At 66.3% G+C, this 18,508-nt stretch carries 15 protein-coding genes and 1 other RNA gene; 9 read left to right on the top strand and 7 right to left on the bottom strand.

The window, feature by feature from the left end; translation table 11 throughout:
• Positions 1 to 28: 28 nt before the first annotated feature.
• Together QXZ94_RS33535 and QXZ94_RS33540 are read left to right on the top strand one after the other, a co-directional pair.
• Positions 29 to 1,231 (top strand): extensin family protein, encoded by a 1,203-nt coding sequence (locus QXZ94_RS33535; RefSeq protein WP_315725695.1) that lies wholly within the window; start codon positions 29 to 31, stop codon positions 1,229 to 1,231.
• Positions 1,232 to 1,508: 277 nt separating this feature from the next.
• The gene (locus tag QXZ94_RS33540; protein WP_315725697.1) at positions 1,509 to 1,772 is read left to right on the top strand and encodes a hypothetical protein; all 264 of its coding nucleotides are present in this window, start codon (positions 1,509 to 1,511) and stop codon (positions 1,770 to 1,772) included.
• On the opposite strand, the gene QXZ94_RS33545 is transcribed toward QXZ94_RS33540, so the two are convergent.
• The gene (locus tag QXZ94_RS33545) at positions 1,773 to 2,387 is read right to left on the bottom strand and encodes a class I SAM-dependent methyltransferase (protein WP_315725699.1); all 615 of its coding nucleotides are present in this window, start codon (positions 2,385 to 2,387) and stop codon (positions 1,773 to 1,775) included.
• Positions 2,388 to 2,558: 171 nt separating this feature from the next.
• Positions 2,559 to 4,841, bottom strand: coding sequence for a TonB-dependent receptor (locus QXZ94_RS33550; protein WP_409998783.1), 2,283 nt, complete (start codon positions 4,839 to 4,841; stop codon positions 2,559 to 2,561).
• Between the two features lie 221 nt (positions 4,842 to 5,062).
• Here QXZ94_RS33550 and nikR point away from each other — a divergent pair, with 221 nt between their 5' ends.
• Positions 5,063 to 5,560 (top strand): nickel-responsive transcriptional regulator NikR, encoded by a 498-nt coding sequence (gene nikR, locus QXZ94_RS33555; protein ID WP_315725703.1) that lies wholly within the window; start codon positions 5,063 to 5,065, stop codon positions 5,558 to 5,560.
• Between the two features lie 261 nt (positions 5,561 to 5,821).
• Here the strand turns inward: nikR and QXZ94_RS33560 are convergent, their stop codons facing one another.
• The 3 genes from QXZ94_RS33560 to QXZ94_RS33570 form a co-directional block, all read right to left on the bottom strand.
• Positions 5,822 to 6,382 (bottom strand): dihydrofolate reductase family protein, encoded by a 561-nt coding sequence (locus tag QXZ94_RS33560; RefSeq protein WP_315726700.1) that lies wholly within the window; start codon positions 6,380 to 6,382, stop codon positions 5,822 to 5,824.
• 554 nt (positions 6,383 to 6,936) lie between these two features.
• Positions 6,937 to 7,269, bottom strand: a complete 333-nt coding sequence (locus tag QXZ94_RS33565; protein ID WP_315725705.1) for a hypothetical protein — start codon at positions 7,267 to 7,269, stop codon at positions 6,937 to 6,939.
• A 450-nt stretch (positions 7,270 to 7,719) separates the two neighbouring features.
• A complete protein-coding gene (locus QXZ94_RS33570) occupies positions 7,720 to 8,358 on the bottom strand; it encodes a TetR/AcrR family transcriptional regulator (RefSeq protein WP_315725707.1) in 639 nt (212 codons plus the stop codon).
• Positions 8,359 to 8,548: 190 nt separating this feature from the next.
• On the opposite strand from QXZ94_RS33570, the gene QXZ94_RS33575 reads away from it, so the two are divergent.
• The 3 genes from QXZ94_RS33575 (at position 8,549) to QXZ94_RS33585 (ending at position 13,852) form a co-directional block, all read left to right on the top strand.
• Positions 8,549 to 9,868, top strand: a complete 1,320-nt coding sequence (locus tag QXZ94_RS33575; RefSeq protein ID WP_315725709.1) for an HlyD family secretion protein — start codon at positions 8,549 to 8,551, stop codon at positions 9,866 to 9,868.
• Positions 9,869 to 10,124: 256 nt separating this feature from the next.
• Entirely contained in the window at positions 10,125 to 11,714 is a 1,590-nt protein-coding gene (locus QXZ94_RS33580) for a DHA2 family efflux MFS transporter permease subunit (protein ID WP_315725711.1), read from the top strand.
• Positions 11,715 to 12,034: 320 nt separating this feature from the next.
• A complete protein-coding gene (locus QXZ94_RS33585; protein ID WP_315725713.1) occupies positions 12,035 to 13,852 on the top strand; it encodes an ABC transporter ATP-binding protein in 1,818 nt (605 codons plus the stop codon).
• Positions 13,853 to 13,896: 44 nt separating this feature from the next.
• On the opposite strand, the gene rnpB is transcribed toward QXZ94_RS33585, so the two are convergent.
• Positions 13,897 to 14,322, bottom strand: an RNA gene (gene rnpB, locus QXZ94_RS33590) — RNase P RNA component class A.
• 139 nt (positions 14,323 to 14,461) lie between these two features.
• Here rnpB and QXZ94_RS33595 point away from each other — a divergent pair.
• Both QXZ94_RS33595 and QXZ94_RS33600 read left to right on the top strand, forming a co-directional pair.
• The gene (locus tag QXZ94_RS33595) at positions 14,462 to 14,815 is read left to right on the top strand and encodes a YciI family protein (protein WP_172111052.1); all 354 of its coding nucleotides are present in this window, start codon (positions 14,462 to 14,464) and stop codon (positions 14,813 to 14,815) included.
• A gap of 23 nt (positions 14,816 to 14,838) precedes the next feature.
• The gene (locus QXZ94_RS33600) at positions 14,839 to 16,083 is read left to right on the top strand and encodes an RNA polymerase sigma factor (protein ID WP_315725716.1); all 1,245 of its coding nucleotides are present in this window, start codon (positions 14,839 to 14,841) and stop codon (positions 16,081 to 16,083) included.
• Between the two features lie 4 nt (positions 16,084 to 16,087).
• On the opposite strand, the gene QXZ94_RS33605 is transcribed toward QXZ94_RS33600, so the two are convergent.
• Complete coding sequence (locus QXZ94_RS33605; protein ID WP_172179602.1) at positions 16,088 to 16,939, bottom strand: N-acetylmuramoyl-L-alanine amidase; 852 nt, start codon at positions 16,937 to 16,939, stop codon at positions 16,088 to 16,090.
• 570 nt (positions 16,940 to 17,509) lie between these two features.
• Between QXZ94_RS33605 and rsmH the strand changes: the two genes are divergently transcribed.
• Positions 17,510 to 18,505 (top strand): 16S rRNA (cytosine(1402)-N(4))-methyltransferase RsmH, encoded by a 996-nt coding sequence (gene rsmH / locus QXZ94_RS33610; protein ID WP_315725719.1) that lies wholly within the window; start codon positions 17,510 to 17,512, stop codon positions 18,503 to 18,505.
• Positions 18,506 to 18,508: the final 3 nt, after the last annotated feature.

An 18,508-nucleotide genomic window follows, 5' to 3' on the forward strand; every position in this document is an offset into this window, starting at 1 on the left:
TTAAGCAAATTGCCGCAAACCTCTGCAGATGACGCGCGGAGTTCGTTTGTATCTCGTCGGCTCCATCGTCCTTGTCTCGCTTGCGGGTTGCGGCCGTGGATTCTTCCAGGAGCGCGAGCCGTGGCGGGCCGAGGCCGAGATCGCCTGCCTGAAATCAGGGGCCGTGAAGGAGAGCGCGGACATCGTCCGCATCGATCCGATCTCCGGCCCGGGCATGTGCGGCGCCGACTATCCGCTCAAGGTCGCGGCGCTCGGCGAAGCCACCGCGAGCTACGGCTTTGCCGACGAGAGCCTGCGTCCTCCGGCAACGATCGGCGGCCAGCCGCGCTGGCCGATCAACCGGTCGGCGCCGAGCTACTCACCGCCCACCACCTATCAGCCTTCAGCAGCGCCACCGCAGAGCTATCCGTCGTCGACCTATTCGTCGTCCAGCGTGGCGCCGCGCGCGCCATCCTATGGCGCACCCGCCGGTGCGCCGCTGCAGCTCGAGCCGCCGGCCGGCGAGGATGATGTCAACCTGCCGCCCGACGGCTCCTATCCCGCGTCGCCCTATCGCACGCAGCCTTCCGCTCCCCGATCGGCCTATCCGCAGCAGCCGGAGGCGCCGCCGCGGCTGGGACCGTCGCGCGATCCGGTCGGCACGGTCGGCCCCGTCGCGGTCAAGCCGACCGCGACGCTCGCCTGTCCGATCGTCTCGGCGCTGGACCGCTGGATCGCGGAGTCGGTGCAGCCGGCGGCGCAGCGCTGGTTCGGCACCAAGGTCGTCGAGATCAAGCAGATCTCGGCCTATTCCTGCCGGGGCATGAACGGCAATCCCAGCGCACATATTTCCGAGCATGCGTTCGGCAACGCGCTCGACATCTCCGCCTTCATGCTCGCCGATGGCCGCCGCATCACCGTCAAGGACGGCTGGATCGGGTTGCCGGAGGAGCAGGGCTTTCTGCGCGACATCCAGGGCGGGGCGTGCCAGCAGTTCACCACGGTGCTGGCGCCGGGCTCGAACGTCTATCACTACGACCACATCCATGTGGACCTGATGCGCCGCGCCAGCCGCCGCCTGATCTGCCAGCCGGCGGCGCAGTCCGGCGAGGCGGTGGCGGCGCGCGCCCAGCAGCGTCGCTACGGCTACGGCCAGCGTGAGCCTGACGTGACCAGCTCGATCCCCTCGCGCAAGCAGGCCAAGTCGATCGGCCAGCTGATCAACGAGGAAGACGAATTCCGGGATTATTGAGAACGAGGCGAATGGCGGGCGGCGAATCGGGAACGTTCGATTCGCTGCTCGCTATTCGCTCGCACGGCTGTGTGCGGCTGTGGATTTCTCGCCCCGGTAAGCGCCCTTGCGCGCCATCTGTCCCGCTGCGGAACGCAAATGCAGTCGGAGCGCGCGGCGCGTTAGGATTCTCTTCACCAGCTTCGCCGTCCGCCATTGGCCGACACTAGACCTGCCACAGTCGCCAGGAACAAGGCGCGCGGGGTCCTGGTTGCAGGCGGGATTGGGAGTGGCGGAGATGGCATTGTATCGCATCAGGGCGATTGGCTCGGGCTTCGAGGTCGGCACCGAGGAGCAGCCGGTTCTGCTGTGCCGCTCGCTGAAGATCGCGCGCCGCGCCGTCGCCGACGCGCAGCGGCTGGAGCGGATGCCGCCGAGGCCAATCCCGTGGCGCACTCCGCCGGAGCGGGCGATGGCCGCCGATGGCGCCGATGCCGCGCGCACCGATGAACTCGAGTTCGAGATTCCGGTCGTGCCGGATGGCCCGCCTTTGTGCTGCTGACTAACAGGCGCGGAAGCGGCAGAACTGGAACTGCTGCAGCGAGTCCCACGGCGTGCGGTGCGCCTCGGTGCAGCTGTCTTCCAGCCTGAAGGCCGGGCCGAGCGCTGCGGCAAGGCTCGCGGCGTCGTAGCGCACCACCGGAAGCCCACTGCACCTCTCGGGACCCTCGGCTGCGAAAGTGCCGATGATGACGGCGCCGCCGGGCACGACGGCCATGCGCAGCCGATCGACATAGGCCGCGCGATCCCCAGGGCTCGTGAGGAAGTGGAAGGCGGCGCGGTCGTGCCAGACGTCGTAGCGTGCCTCCGGCATCCAGGTGGTCACGTCCGAGGCGATCCATTCAACGTCTGCCGCTGCCGTGCCGATCCGGCTGCGCGCCGTCGCCAGCGCCGCCTCGGAAATGTCGAGCACGGTGAGCGCGCGATAGCCTGCCGCGTGCAAGGCATCGACCAGTCGCGAGGCGCCGCCGCCGATATCGATGATCCGCGATGTAAGCGCCGCGCCGGCGTCCCGGATCAACCGCAGCGACGTTGCCGGGTCGTCCTGGTACCAGCTGACCTCGGTCTCGGCCTTGGTGGTGTAGACGGTCTGCCAATGGGCGATGCGGTCGGTCATGGGACGGCTGTTCGGTATAGAGGACGGCGACTTAACGTAGCACGAGACGAGATCGTCATACGATATGGATGCCCTGCTCATCGGGATCGAGCTGTTGCCCAGGCGGCGGTGAACTCCCCTCCCCGCAAGGGGGACGGGCGCCGACCGCCGTCGTGGCGATAGCGGCGCGCCTCAGAACGTCCCCGCCACCGTCACCCGGAATGTCAGCGGCTCGATCGGGTGCAGCACGCGGTCCATCACGCCGGTCTGGCAGACCTGTGCCGGCACGCCCGTCGGCGCACTGCCGTAGCAATCCTTGTAGAGCTGATCGGTCGGCAGCAGCGAGCCATAACCATACGAGATCTGGTTGGCCTTGGTGTTGAGCAGGTTCAGCACGTCGAGCTGGATGCGCCAGCCATTGGCGTCGCGGAAGCCGATGCGGCCGTTGAAGACGCTGGTGGCGGTCGAGCGGAAGTAGTCGTCCTCGGTCAGCGGCGTCGATCCGAGATAGCGCCAGCGCAAGGACCCGAACCAGCCGGTCTTCTCGCCCAGCGTGATGCCGGCCGAGGCGATCATCGACGGCGCGTTGGGGATGTAATTGCCGGGCGCGTTGCCGCGCAGCACCTCGGCCGTCGCGCCGGCCAGAACGAGGTCATTGTAGGCGTTGGCCTGGTCGGTGTTGTCGCCGACGAATCGCGCATGCGTCATCGCAAGGTCGGCGTCGATGTCGATCCACGGTAGCGGGCGATAATGGTTGGTGAATTCGAAGCCGTAACGCCGGCTCGGCCGGCTCGCTTCGGTATTTCCCGCATCGCCGGAGAACAGGATTTCGGAGTCCTGGTTCAGCATGAACAGGCTGAGCGATGAGTCGAGCCCCGGGATGATGCGCGTGCGCACGCCCACTTCGGCGCCTTTGGTCCGGACCAGCAGCGGAGAGGAGTCGACCCGGTTGCCTGGCGCGGTCGGATCGTCCGTGGTCGTCGCGCCGCGGGCGTCGTTGCTGTGCATGCCGTAGCCGGCGCCGAGGAAGAACTCGGTCTGATGGAACGGCCCGAGCACCATGCGGAACTTCGGACTGCCGAGGCCGGCGGAGGCGTCGCCGGTGTTGTTGCCATTGTAGAGCGAATAGACGTGGGTTTGGTAATAGTCGCCGCGATAGCCGACGGTCGTGCGCAGCCAGTCGGTCCAGCGTACCGTGTTCTCGACATAGAGCCCGACGCTGCCTTCGCCGACCTTGTCGTTGCGCACATAGCTCAGATAGTCGCGCTGCTTTGTGTAGCTCAGCGCCAGCGCGATGTCGTCATAGCGCGTCTGGACGCCGAACGTCGTCTCCATCGGCCGCCCGGCAAAGCTGCCGTTCAAGGTGCGCGACGCATTGGCGCCGAGCATCAGCCGGTCGTCGTGCTGGTGAAACTGATCGCCATTGTCGGGATCGCGCAGTGCGTAGGTGAAGTTGTTGTAGAGATCGAGCTGGCTCTTCACCACATAGGCGTTGGCCTTCCACGAGCTGGCCTCGTCCGTCCCCGCGATGCGGCCCGACAAGGCGAAGCGGCTGGTCTTGCCGCCGTCGGTCGGATCGAATGCGTCGTAGCGGCCGAGATCGCCCGAGGTGATCGCGCGCTCCGGCACCTGGTCGGTCGACGTCCAGCGGTTCGCATAGGCCATGCCGGTGATCGAGAGACCGTCGGTCGCCGTGCCCTGCGAGTAGCGCATCAGGCCGTTGATCTTCTTGGCGTCGTCCGGCGTGGTCCAGGGGCCGTCATAGCGGCTGGCTTCGCCCGCGATCAGCAGGTGGCCATCGCCGACATGCACCGAGTCCATGCCGAAGAAACGGCGATAGCCGAAGCTGCCGGCCGTCATCTGCGCGATCGCCTTGGGTACGCTGTCGATCAGGCCGATATGGACGCTTCCCACCGAGGCGAAGTCGCCTTCGTCGGCGAAGTAGGGGCCCTTGCGGACGTCGACCCGGCCGATCGTCTCCGGCATCAGCCAGTTCAGATCGGCATAGCCCTGGCCATGGGCATGGGTGCGCATGTTGACCGGCACGCCGTCGACGAACAGCGCGAGGTCGGTGCCGTGATCGAGATTGTAGCCGCGCAGAAAATACTGGTTGGCTTTGCCTTCGCCGGAATGCTGCGTGACGATCAGGCCTGGCACGGCTTCCAGCACCTCGCCGGGACGCGTCGCCGGGCGGGCGTTGATCTCCTCGCCGGTAATCACTGTCTCGCTCGCCATGTCCTGCGGGCGCGCCGCGCCTGAGCCGACACTGGGCGCTCCGGAAGGCGCCGAGGTCGCTGCAGCTGTCGCTGCCGGCGTTGCGCCGGAGCGCGGGCGTGCCGCACCCTGTTTCGGCTGTTGCGCCGCGCGTCGCGCCTGCGGCTTGGCGGTTCGCTTGGGGGCGTCGACATCGACGGTTGGCAATTCGGCGGGGGCACGTTCCGGATGGGCCTCCGCCTGCTGCGCCAATGCCGCCATCAGCACCCCAACACTCGCTCCACGCCACCGCATCGTCGCCACGCGCCTCGATCTCACCATCGGGCGTGCATCGTCGTTGGCCGCGAGCCCTCATTGGCCGGCGGCACGCTCGCTTGGATCGCCCCACTGTCGAGTGTTAAAGAACGCTAAGGTGACACCGGTATGATGTCAACGCGTAAACATCATACTCCGATGACACTGTTGCCGCCGGGAGACGATGCATGCAGCGCCTGACGATCACCATTGACGACGACCTGCTCGCGGAGGTTGACGCCTTCATGGCGAGGCGCGGCTACGACAATCGCTCGGAGGCGTTTCGCGACCTGCTTCGCAGCGGGCTCGAGAGCGCCGACAATGCCGGCACCGACAGCCGTGCCTGCATTGCGACGCTGAGCTACGTCTACGACCACGCCGCGCGCGAACTGCCGAAGCGGCTGACGCAGGAGGCGCATGATCACTCCGGCCTCGCCCAGGCCACCCTGCACGTTCACATCGACCAGGAGAGCTGCCTCGAAGTCACCGTGCTCAAGGGCGAGCGGGCGGAGGTCAAGGCCTTCGCCGACCACGTCATCGCCGAGCGCGGCGTCCGCCACGGTCACGTGGCGATGATGCCGATCGAGGCGGCGCATGGCCACGGGCATGCGCACAGCCATTCGCATAGTCACAGCAGCAGCCACAGCCATTCGCATTCCCACACGACCAAGAGCGGGAAGAAGTAGACGCCTCCTGGCCGCCACACACTCGGCCGTCATGCCCGCGGAGGCGGGCATCCAGTACGCCGCGGCCCGTCGGCGCTATCGCAACCGTCTCGGCGTACTGGATCGCCCGGTCAAGCCGGGCGATGACCGTTGAGGTCGAGGCGCAGACCTTGCCCACTCACGTCATTGCGAGGCGCCTTGCGCCAACGCAGGGTAGGGTGGGCAAAGGCGCGTCTGCGTTGCTCATGAGGTAGGTATCGCGCCGTGCCCGCCGCAACGCGGTTAGCATTCAGATTTGGCAGGGACGTATGTCAACCTGATCACGTCCTCTCCAATGCGATCGCTGGCCACGAGTCGGAGCCGCGGCTGTGGGCCAACGAAGAATGGCCGGCCGTGACCAAGCACGACGGGATGAAGGAAGAGTTGGTACTCATCGATCAGCCCAAGCCTGGTCAGGCTCGCCGCCAGCTTCGGCCCGCCGACCTCGATCTCGCCGACGAGATCGGCCTTCAGCTTTCGTACGGCATCGACATCGTCGCCGATCAACGTCGCATTCGGCCCCACCGATTCAAGCGAACGCGACACCACCCATTTCGGCATGGCCCGCCACGCTTCCGCGAACGCGCGCAGATCGCCGCCCATCGCCGAGTCACCCTGCTCCCAATCGTTCCCATCCCAATAGCGCATCACCTCGTAGAGGCCGCGCCCATAGATGCTGCCGGCGGTTTTGCGCGTCTGCTCGATGAAGTATTTGAACATCACCGGATCAGGCGCGAACGCCTCGTGGTCGTGGTCGACGTAGCCGTCCAACGACGTGTTCATTCCGAATACGAGCTTGGCCATGGCGAACGATATCACAGGGCGTAACGCGTACAAGCAATTGCCGCCACTCGCGCAGCTGCAGCCATTGGCCATCGCGGACCATCGGTCGGCCGCAGCGGAACGGGTGTCTCTGCCCAGACGCCGCACCTCGTGCCGACGCAGGCCGAGGCGTTGGAGCTGACGCTTCCCGCCTCGAGACGCTGCCTGAACCCGATTGCGCGCCGCTACGACTACGGGTGCAAGACGCCGAGAGCGTTGGCAGCGGAAAGACGCTCCCCGACGAGGGCGTCACACAGGAGGACAGCCATGCGTATCATGACCGTGCTGATTCTGGCCCTAGCCTTTGCAGTGACGACCTTGGCAGTGACGACCTTGCATTCCGGGCCGGCAGCTGCTCAGTCCGGCCCGCCGAAGAGATCGGCTTCGACACGCCCGCCGGTTCCTTGCGATTGCAGCAATTGCAGCGCCCAGCACTGTGTTGGTGGTGGCGGCGGCATATTGATATTAGGCGGCATGATGGGCGTTTCGAGCAGCCGCCCAGCAGGTCCACATCAGCAGTATCGCCGGCGCTGAGCTCAGTCGAGCTGAACGGAAACACCGGTCGTGAGGAAGAGGCCTTTTCGGACCTCTACGCTCCGGCCGTGGGCGCGGGCGGCGTTGCATCGTCCACCTCGTTGCGAGCGCACTTGCGCTGAGGCAACCCAGATATGCGGCGCTGCCGCGGGATCGCTTCGCTCGCGCGACGCCGCGCTGCGGCGGCCGCGCGCGAAAAACCGCGTGCGCGCAGAATCCAATTTCGTTCGTCCGATCAGACTGATTTGCCCTGTCCAGTCCTCCGGCGAAAAATATTCCTGTTTCTTTTTTTCGGAAATCGTGTTTGTCTGTCGCCATCCCGTCTCGATCGGCAAGGGGCGTTTCGCGATCGTCACGAACGTGGGAGGCGGGGAGCGGTGGCCTGTCGGGAGCGCAGCGCGCTTATCGCGAGCGGACGAACGTTTCCGGCAGGACGATGAAGTCGTATGGTCCTGGCGCCCCGACGCTGGCGCTAAGTCGTTCGGTGATGATCCGGACGACGACGGTGGCTACAAGCCCGGACACCGGGGAGAGTACGTATAAGTCGTAAGCCCATCGCGCAGGGAAGGCCGGGTGTTCTCGGCCAGACCTGTGGTACCTGCCGCCTGCATTTTTTTGAGCAGGCGGGCCACGGGCGCGGCCAGCGCCCGGCCTTCCCTGCACCCTCTGATCAAGACGAGGGTGATCCGATTGCAGAGCTCGGGCGTCATCCGCCGCGAGAAGGTGAGCGCATGTCCGATCGTGACGAGATCGTTGCCGCGCCGGCGGGCGTGCGTATCAGTCCGTCAGTTCTTCACGCCGTAGTGGTCCAGGAACATGCCCACGGCGCTGCCGATGACCTTGTGAACGCGGTCGGGCGAGGGGGCCGGCTCGGCCTGGAAGATGAAGGGCAGGAAGAGCGTGGCCTGGCACATCTGCTGAAACTGCGAGGCCGCCAGATGACAGTCGTCGATGGCGAGTTCGCCAGCTTCGACGCGGGCCTGCAGATAGGCCGCCAGCCGGCTGATCGTGCCATTGAGCACGCATTCGTAGTAGCGGCGGCCGACGTCCGGCATGCGTTCGGCGATCGCCATCACGGTGCGGATCGCCGATCCGCCGCCCGGCCGGCACACCACCGCGATCCAGGCCTTGCCGAACTCGCCGAGAACCGTCGCGGCATCGCGATCCGGATCGAAGCTGAAATTCGAGGCGCCGCGATGCACGCTCTCCTCTTCGACGATGGCCTCGAACAGGCGGAATTTGTCGGCGAAGTAGACGTAGAGCGTCCCCTTCGAGACGCCGGCGGCACGCGCGATCTCGCCCATGCTGGCGCCATCGAAACCCATGTCCATGAAGACCTTGCGAGCACCTTCGAGGATCTGACGCCGTTTCGAGGAATCCTCGTCCTGCGTCACCTGGGTAGTGTTGTCGGCAGCATCAATCATTGGTTTAGGCTGTTCCCGAAGATTTGGCCGGCGCCAACGTCACACAAGCATCTGCGCGGATATGTTGCGGTAGCGAAGATATAAATTGACCGAACGGTTCGGTCAATGATAGAAGTGAATTGACCGAACGGTTCGGTCGGATTTTTTTGCGGGGCCGGGGCGGCTCCGTTGTCATGGGTGGGAGTGGCTGATGGCTGCTGCGAGAGAACAGGCTGTGCGGGCACGCCGTCCGGAATCGGAGGATGCGCCGGGTCAGGGGACACGCGAGGCGATCCGCACGCATGACGCTGCTCCGCGCAAGCCGGCCGATGCAAAGGCCGTCGAGCCGAAGGCCGACGTGACCACCGAAGCTCCACTCGATCTGCCGGCGGCGGCCCCGGCCGGAGAGAAGCCGCAGGCCGCGCCGGCTGCCCCGCCCAAATCCGGCAAGCGCAAGCGTGTGCTCGCCGGCATCGGCCTGCTGCTGGCGCTCGCCGTCGCTGGCTACGCCACGCATTATTTCTTGGTCGGCCGCTTCATGGTCTCGACCGACGACTCCTATGTCCGCGCCAACAACACCATGCTCGGCGCGCGCGTCTCCGGCCACATCCAGGAGATCGTGCCGCGCGACAATTCGGCGGTGCGCAAGGGCGACGTGATCTTCCGCATCGACGACGGCGACTACAAGATCGCGGTCGACGCCGCGCGCAGCAAGATCGCCACCCAGGAGGCGACCATCGCGCGCATCGGCCGTCAGGTCGCCGCGCAGCAGAGCGCGGTGGAGCAGGCGCAGGCCAATCTGACCTCCTCCGAGGCGGCGATGAAGCGCGCCGGGCTCGACTATGAGCGCCAGCAGGCGCTGAGCAGCAAGGGCTTCGCCTCGCACGCCACCTTCGAGCAGTCGGAGGCCGCGCGCGACCAGGGCTTGGCCGCCGTGCGCGCCGCCCGCGCCGCGTTCGATGCCGCGCGCGACAATGTCGAGGTCACCAAGGCGCAGCAGACGGAGGCAGTGGCGCAGCTCGCCGAGCTCAAGACCTCGCTCGCCAAGGCCGAGCGCGATCTGGAATTCGCCACCGTGCGCGCGCCGGTCGACGGCACGTTCTCCAACCGTCTCGTCAACACCGGCGACTTCGTCGCGGTCGGCCAGCGGCTCGGCAACGTCGTGCCGCTCGACGACGTCTTCATCGATGCGAACTTCAAGGAAACCCAGCTCAAGCGCATCCGTCCGGGCCAGCCCGTGACGATCAAGGTCGATGCCTATGGCGCGCGCGGCTTCAAGGGCGTGGTCGACAGCATCTCGCCGGCATCAGGCTCGGTGTTCACGCTGCTGCCGCCCGACAACGCCACCGGCAATTTCACCAAGATCGTGCAGCGCCTGCCGGTCCGCATCCGCGTGCCGAAGGAAGTGGCGCGGCAGAACCTGCTGCGCGCCGGCATGTCGGTCTACGTGACGGTCGACACCACCGACGGCGCCAAGGATGCCGACAACGACGCCGACCTCGACGCACCGGCGACGGTGCAGGGGAAGTAGTTAGCTGATTGGACGTTAAGGCTGCAGATATATCGATTCTGCAGTCGACGTTGAACGAAGATGCGTCGGCATCGACAGTGAGCTCCCTCCCCCCTTGTGGGGGAGGGTTGGGGAGGGGGGTACTCCGGGCGAGACCGCCGTTGGGGACCCCCACCCCCGACCCCTCCCCGCCTAGCGAAGCTTCGCTTCGCGCGGGGGGAGGGGAGCGCACCATTTTTCGCGGCGCGGTCCTTGACCCAAGCGGACTAATTAGACCATGGCCACCGCCACCACAGCCAATCCCACCATGAGCGCGCCCGCGGCGCCGTCGGATCGCATTGCGCCGCGGCGGCTGTTTGCGTTCCTGATCATGGTGTTCGGCATGTTCATGGCGATCCTGGACATCCAGATCGTCTCGGCCTCGCTGAGCGAGATCCAGGCCGGGCTGTCGGCCAGCTCCAGCGAAGTCTCGTGGGTGCAGACCGCCTATCTGATCGCCGAGGTCATCGCGATCCCGTTGTCCGGATTCCTGTCGCGCGCGCTCGGCACGCGGCTGCTGTTCGCGATCTCGGCGGCCGGCTTCACGATCTCGAGCTTCCTGTGCGGCTTCGCCTCCTCGATCGAGCAGATGATCCTGTGGCGCGCGCTGCAGGGCTTCCTCGGCGCCGGCATGATCCCGACCGTGTTCGCCTCGGCCTACACGGTGTTTCCGCGCAGCAAGTTCCACATCGTCGGCCCGATCATCGGCCTGGTCGCGACGCTGGCCCCGACCGTGGGCCCGACGGTCGGCGGCTACATCACCGATGCGATGTCGTGGCACTGGCTGTTCTTCGTCAACATCGTGCCGGGCGTCATCATCACGGCAGGCGTGCTGGCGCTGGTCGATTTCGACCAGCCGAACTTTGCGCTGCTCGACCGCTTCGACTGGTGGGGCCTGTTGTTCATGGCCGGCTTCCTCGGCTCGCTCGAATACGTGCTGGAGGAGGGGCCGCTGCATGAGTGGCTGCAGGACACGTCGGTCGCGGTCTGCGCCGCGGTCTGCGCGGTCTCGGCGGTCTGCTTCTTCTGGCGCGTGCTCACGGCCGAGGAGCCGATCGTCGATCTCAGCGCCTTCGGCGACCGCAATTTCGCGGTCGGCTGCCTGCTGCAGTTCTGCATCGGCATCGGCCTCTACGGCCTGACCTACATCTATCCGCGCTATCTCGCCGAAGTGCGCGGCTACAGCGCGCTGATGATCGGCGAGACGATGTTCGTCTCCGGCGTCACCATGTTCCTGATGGCGCCGGTGGTCGGCCGCCTGATGGTGAAGATCGACATGCGCCTGATCATCGCCTTCGGCCTCGTCATCTTCGCGATCGGCTCCTATCAGATGACCGGCATCACCCGCGACTATGACTTCTGGGAGCTGTTCGTGCCGCAGGTGCTGCGCGGCGTCGGCATGATGTGCGCGATGGTCCCGACCAACAACATCGCGCTCGGCACCTTGGCGCCGGAGCGCGTCAAGAACGCGTCCGGCCTGTTCAACCTGATGCGCAATCTCGGCGGCGCCGTCGGCCTCGCCGTGATCAACCAGGTGCTGAACGATCGCACCGATCTGCACATCTCCCGCCTGCACGAGCGCGTGAACTGGGGCAACGCGACCGCGGTCGAGACGCTCAACATGCTGCAGCAGAAGCTGCAGGGCATGGGCGACTCGGCGCTGATGGCGATGAAGCAGCTGACGCAGATCGTGCATCGCCAGGCCGTGGTGATGGGCTATGGCGACGCGTTCTTCATGCTGACCTGCTTCTACATCGCGCTCAGCTTCATGGTGATGCTGCTCAACAAGCCGAGCTCGCCGATGGCCGGCGGCGGCGACGCACATTGACGTGAGCGGCCCGCGCGAGGAGCGCGGGTTGCCAAATCATAACAGCGATGGTATGGAACACGAATTGCCGCTCGAACCGGGGAGATCTGCATGACCACATCGCATCTGCAGACCGCATGCACCCGGTCGATGCTCGCGCTTTCGACCCTCGTGCTCTCGACGCCCGCGCGGTCGATGCCGGTCCTGGTGTTCCGCCGCTCGCATTGAGCGCCGCCACTTCACTTCCCAACGCCTGATAGTTCATTCGCAGACCGCGCGCAGTGTCGCGTCTGCCTCATTTGGAGCCGGCCCGTCGCCCGCGAGCGCGGCCGGATGATGCCATGACCATCAACGTCTCCGGCCTGAAGGCCGACAAGCGTCCCGCCGCCATCCGCGTCGTGATCCCGTTCGTCACCCGCCACTGGCTGAAGCAGCCGCGCATGACGCTCGGCATCGCCGTGGCCTTGCTCGGCGCCACCGCCGCCGACCTGTTCATGCCGCTGTTCTCCGGCAAACTCGTCGATGCCCTGACGCTCGGTCCATCAAATGCCGATGCCCGTCACAGCGCGCTGGTGGCGTTCGCCGCCATCGTCGCGCTCGGCTTCGCCTCGATCGTGCTGCGATTGTCCGGCCTGCAACTGATCGTGCCGTTCACCCTGCGCATCATGTCCGACGTGGCGCGCGAGGCCTTCGTGCGCGTGCAGCGCTTCTCCACCGACTGGCACGCCAACAGCTTCGCCGGCTCCACGGTGCGCAAGATCACCAGGGGCATGTGGGCGCTCGACCTCTACAACGACACCATCCTGCTGGCCCTGCTGCCGTCGCTGTCGGTGCTGCTCGGCTCGATGGTGCTGCTCGGCCTGCATTGGGGCGCGCTGGGCGGCGTCATCGCGGTGGGCGCCGTGCTGTACGTCGCGATGACGGTCGTGTTCTCGACCCGCTACATCGCGCCGGCCGCGCGAATTTCCAATGCCTGGGACACCAAGGTCGGCGGAACGCTCGCGGATGCGCTGAGCTGCAACGCGGTGGTGAAGTCGTTCGGGGCGGAGGCCCGCGAGGACGGTCGGCTGATGCGCGTCGTCAACCGCTGGTCCCGGCGCGTCAACCGCACCTGGCTGCGCTACAACACGACCGCCGCCGTGCAGCTCGGCGTGCTGCTGTGCCTGCGCTCGTCAGTGATCGGCGGCGCCGTGCTGCTGTGGATGGCGGGCAGGGCCTCACCGGGCGACGTCACCTATGTGCTGACGAGCTACTACGTGATCCACGCGTATCTGCGCGATGTCGGCATGCACATCAACAACCTGCAGCGTGCGGTCAACGACATGGACGAACTGGTGGCGATCCATGGCGAGCCGATCGGCATCGTCGATGCCGCGGGAGCCAAGGCGATGACGGTGACCGGCGGACACATCGTGTTCGATGCCGTGACGTTCCACTATGGCGGCCATCGCGTTCCGCTCTACGACCGGCTGTCGGTCGACATCCGGCCGGGCGAGCGCATTGGCCTCGTCGGGCGCTCCGGTTCCGGCAAGACGACCTTCGTCAAGCTGGTGCAGCGGCTGTACGACGTGAGCGGCGGGAGGATCCTGATCGACGGGCAGGACATTGCGCAAGCGAAACAGGATTCGCTGCGCAGCCAGATCGCGATCGTGCAGCAGGAGCCGATCCTGTTCCACCGCTCGCTCGCCGAGAACATCGCCTATGGTCGCCCCGGCGCCAGCCAGGCCGAGATCGAGCACGCGGCGCGGCTCGCCAACGCGCATGAGTTCATCATGCGGCTGCCCAAGGGCTATGGCACGCTCGTCGGCGAGCGCGGCGTCAAGCTCTCGGGCGGCGAGCGGCAGCGGGTGGCGCTGGCGCGGGCGTTCCTGGCGGATGCGCGCGTGCTGATTCTGGATGAGGCGACCTCGAGCCTCGACTCGGAGTCGGAGGCACTGATCCAGGAGGCGATGGAGCGGCTGATGAAGGGCCGGACGGCGATCGTGATCGCGCATCGGCTGGCAACCGTGCGCAGCCTCGACCGCATCCTGGTGTTCGACCGCGGCCGCATCGTCGAGCAGGGCAATCACGCCACGCTGGTCGGCCGGCCCGGTGGTCTCTACCGCGGCCTGTTCGAGCGCCAGGCCACCGAGTTCGGCCAGCTCTCGGCTGCGGGCTAAAATGGTGAGGGGCCCGGCGCCATCTGCGCCGAGCCCCTCATGAACATATCAGCCGGCCTGTAAGCCGGGTTCTGTAGGGCACCGCCACACTTGCGCATGACGATACGTGACGGCCATTCCTCTGGGATCGCGCTTGCGCGAGACCTCGGGCAACCTACCCGGACGGCGAGCCTGACATCGCTCCCGCGGACGTCATCGTCGAAACGATTGTCTCCGCGTGGCCGTCCCTATTCGGTTTTGCTCCCGGTGGGGTTTACCATGCCGGTTCCGTTGCCGGCCCCGCGGTGCGCTCTTACCGCACCTTTTCACCCTTACTGCCTCCCTTGCGGGAGGAAGCGGTTCGTTCTCTGTGGCACTGTCCCTGGGGTCGCCCCCGCCGGACGTTATCCGGCACCGCATGTCGATGGAGCCCGGACTTTCCTCCCCGGCGGCCTTTCGGCACCTGCCGGAGCGGCCGTCCGGCCGACTGATGCGCTGTGAATGGGGCTTTGCCGCGGGCGCGTCAAGCCGTCGCCGCGCGGTCAAAAAATATTATCCTGCGCGTGTCGTTCCGCGTCGACGCCGTTCGACTGGATGTCGGCGATCCAGCCGAAGAGAGGAGCAAGTCCGATGCAGTACCTGTTGATGATCTACCTGAACGAGGTCGAATACGCGAAGATGGAGAAGGAAGCCGAAGGCAAGATGCTCGCGGAGTATCAGGCCTTCACCCAATCGATCATCTCGACCGGCAATTACAAGGGCGGTGACCGGCTGCAGCCGACCTCGACCTCCACGACCGTCCGGGTGCGCGACGGCAAGATCCTCACCACCGACGGACCCTTTGCCGAGACGCGCGAGCAGCTCGGCGGCTACTACATGATCGAGGCCAAGAACATCGATGAGGCGATCGGCATTGCCGCGCGCATTCCCGGCGCGCGCCTCGGCTCGATCGAGGTCAGGCCGGTCTGGCAGTACAATCATTGACGCCAGCGCGACGGCCAGACGGGATGACGCCAGATCCAATCGAGAATGTGTTCCGCGACGAAGTGGGCCGCGCCCTCGCGACCCTGATCCGGCTCGTCGGCGATTTCGATCTGGCCGAGGACGCGTTGCAGGATGCGTTCGCCGCTGCGCTGATCACCTGGCGGGGGTCAGAGGCCCCCGCCAATCCGCGGGCCTGGCTGGTGAACGTCGCGCGCAACAAGGTCATCGATCGCATCCGGCGGCAGCGCAGCTTCCGCGACAAGGAACAGGAGATCATCCATGCGATCGAGCGCGACGCTCTCCAAGACGAGGACACGGCGCGGTCCGATCTCGATGACGACATGCTGCGGCTGATCTTCACCTGTTGCCATCCGGCCTTCGCGCCGGAGGTGCAGGTTGCGCTGACGCTGCGCACGGTGTGCGGCCTCACCACGGCGGAAGTCGCCCGCGCCTTCCTCACCAGCGAGGACGCAATGGCGCAGCGCCTGGTGCGCGCCAAGCAGAAGATCCGTCTCGCCGGCATCCCTTATGAGGTGCCCGGTCGCGACGCCCTCGATGAGCGCATGCGCGGCGTGTTGACGGTCATCTATCTCGTATTCACCGAAGGCTATCTCGCGACCTCCGGCTCCGCGTTGATCCGACACGATCTGGCGCGCGAGGCCATCCGGCTCGGCCGTCTCGTGCGGGACCTGATGCCGGAGGCCGCCGACATCTCGGGTCTGCTCGCTTTGATGCTGCTGCACGACGCGCGGCGCGCCGGGCGCACCGATGCCTCGGGCGACATCGTCCTGCTCGAGGACCAGGATCGCTCCACGTGGAATCGCGCGCAGATCGGCGAAGGCTTGGCCCTGGTCGAACGCGCGCTGGCCGTGAAAGGACGACCGCAGCCTTATACGGTGCAAGCGGCGATCGCCGCGCTCCATGCGCAGGCGTCGAGCTACGAGCACACGGACTGGCGGCAGATCGTCGGTCTCTACGAGGTGCTTTTGCGAATTGCGCCATCGCCGGTGATCGAGCTCAATCATGCAGCGGCAGTCTCGATGGTCGACGGCCCGGCGCGCGCGCTTGCGCTGGTCGACTCGCTGGCGGCGCGCGGCGGCCTGAAACAGTATGATCTGCTGCCGGCCGTGCGCGCCGATCTGTTGCGGCGGCTCGGACAGCGCGACGAGGCGCGCGTGGCCTATTATGAGGCGAGCGATGCGACGCAGCTCGTACCGCTGAAGCGTCTCTACGCGCGCCGGCTCGCCGAGCTCGACGCTGAGACGTGATCGCTCACGCTCGCGGCGGCGGCTCGTCCGCCGGCAGACTCGTCAGCAGGGCATGCAGCGTCCACAAGGTTGAGCGGTCGGCGATGCCGTCGACCTTCTCGGGACGGAAGTGCCGTTGAAACGCGGTCACGACCTCCATCGTGAGACCATCGAACTTGCCGGTGATCGGCACGCCGTAGCCGTACTTGGCGAGCGCCTTCTGCAAGCCCTTGACGTCATCGCCAATGCTGCCGAGCTTCAGCGTCTCGCCCTTGGTGATCGCCGCCGGCTGCACCCAATGGCCGACTCCGGAATTGGCGAGGGAGTGCCAGGGGAACTTCTCGCCCGGATCCTTCTTGCGCGACGGGGCGACGTCGGAATGGCCGAGCACGCGATGCGCGGGCACGTTGCGGCGGAGCATGATGCCGCGGCACAATGCGATCACGGCGGCGATCTGCCGTGGCGGAAAGTCCGGGTAGCCCCAGTCATGGCCGCGATTGACGATCTCGATGCCGATCGAGCAGGAGTTGATGTCCTCCTCGCCGCCCCAGGACGACAGCCCCGCATGCCAGGCACGCAGCGCCTCGGGCACGCATTGGACGATGCGGCCGTCCTCGAGCACGATGTAGTGCGCCGACACCTCGGTGCCGGCGGTGCACAGTTTGGTGATCGCGCCCTCGACGTCCGGCATGCCGGTGTAGTGGAGGATGACCATGTCCGGCTGGCGGCCGCCCTTGCGCTCGCCGAAGTTCGCCGACGGGATCACGTCGGATGCGATCGACGAATCCGGCGTGAACATCGGCAGGTCTGAAACGCCCTTGGGGATCGGCAGCGCACGGGGACGCTTCGATTCCGGCTTGTCGGTGGAATTTGGCATGAACGACTCGAAGCGGGCGGCAAGGGCAATGGCTCAAATCGAATATGGGCAGGCACTACTCTTTTACATGTCCCAGCCGCAATCGAAATCGCATGCCGGCCCGTCATATTGATCCGACCGTTGCGCAAACGCGCCGAGAATCATCGAGGGTCCGTCGAGCGAGCTCGGCTCGCAGGGCAATCGCTTCTTCCGCGCTCGCGCTGTCGGCCCGGTCCAAGTGCCTCATATCCGCCACAGACCGTCAACGGTTTGTTAACGCTAAACGCCGTTACTAAGTGGTGAAGAGCCGAGCCGGCTTTCGAGACGGCAAGCCGCCATATGCAAGGTCCTGCACGGGATATTACCGTACCGAGTGCTGCCGGGGGCATCCGGCAGCACTTGGTCGCTGATCAACGGGGGAATGCCCCGGCACGGAGTTCGCGTGCTGGGGGCCGGGCATTTGTGGGGCTGACCGTCGGCCGTTCTGGGCGATGGTTGGGCGAATTGACGGGGCGCGAGGATCGAAGGCGCGATGGGCTCGCAGCCAAGCATAGTCAGTCCGGATCGGCGGATTTCCTGTGGGGAAGCCGCGTGAGCACGGCTGACCAGCGCCACGTCCCGGTGCTCGGCCCTGAAGCGGTCGAGATGCTTTCACCGCGCGCCGGCGGAACCTATGTCGATGCGACCTTCGGCGCAGGCGGCTACACGCGTTTGATCCTGGCCACGCCGGGAACACGGGTGATCGGGATCGACCGCGACAGCACCGCGATTGCCGGCGGTGCCGATCTCCTCACCGAGGCAGGCGGCCGTCTCACGCTGGTGGAGAACCGTTTCTCTGCACTGGCCGACATCTGCTCTGCGCAAGGTCTCGGCCATGTCGATGGCATCGTGATGGATGTCGGCGTGTCATCGATGCAGCTCGATTCCGCCGCGCGCGGCTTTTCGTTTCGGTTCGATGGCCCGCTCGACATGCGCATGGGAGGGCAGGGGCCGACCGCCGCCGATATCGTGGCGCAGGCCTCCGAGCGCGATCTGGCCGACGTCATCTACATCTTCGGCGAAGAACGCCACTCCCGTGCGGTGGCCCGCGCCATCGTCGCCGCGCGGAAAGAGCAGCCGATCACCACGACGCGGCAACTCGCCGATCTCGTCGCGCGGGTCGTCAGGTCGAAGCCGGGCGACATCCATCCGGCCACCCGGACGTTCCAGGCGCTGCGTATCCTCGTCAATGAGGAGCTCGACGAACTCGAACAGGCGCTGTCGGCAGCAGAGCGCATCCTTGCGCCGGGCGGCCGTCTCGCGGTCGTCTCGTTCCATTCGCTCGAGGACCGCATCGTCAAGACCTTCCTCGCCGAGCGCAGCAAGACCGGCGGCGGCTCGCGCCATCTGCCGGAGATCGCGCAGGAGGCGCCGAGCTTCCAGTTGCTCAACCGAAAACCGGTCGTGGCGGACGAGGCCGAGACCGAGGCCAATCCGCGCGCGCGCTCCGCCAAGCTGCGCGGCGCCGAGCGCACGGCTGCGCCGACACATGTCGCAGCGAAGTCCTCTCCATGGCCGCGTCTGGCCGCTGTCCTGCGGGGAGGCTGACCG

This window comes from Bradyrhizobium sp. SZCCHNS2022 (assembly GCF_032377575.1).
GTDB classification, from domain to species: Bacteria; Pseudomonadota; Alphaproteobacteria; order Rhizobiales; family Xanthobacteraceae; genus Bradyrhizobium; species Bradyrhizobium aeschynomenes.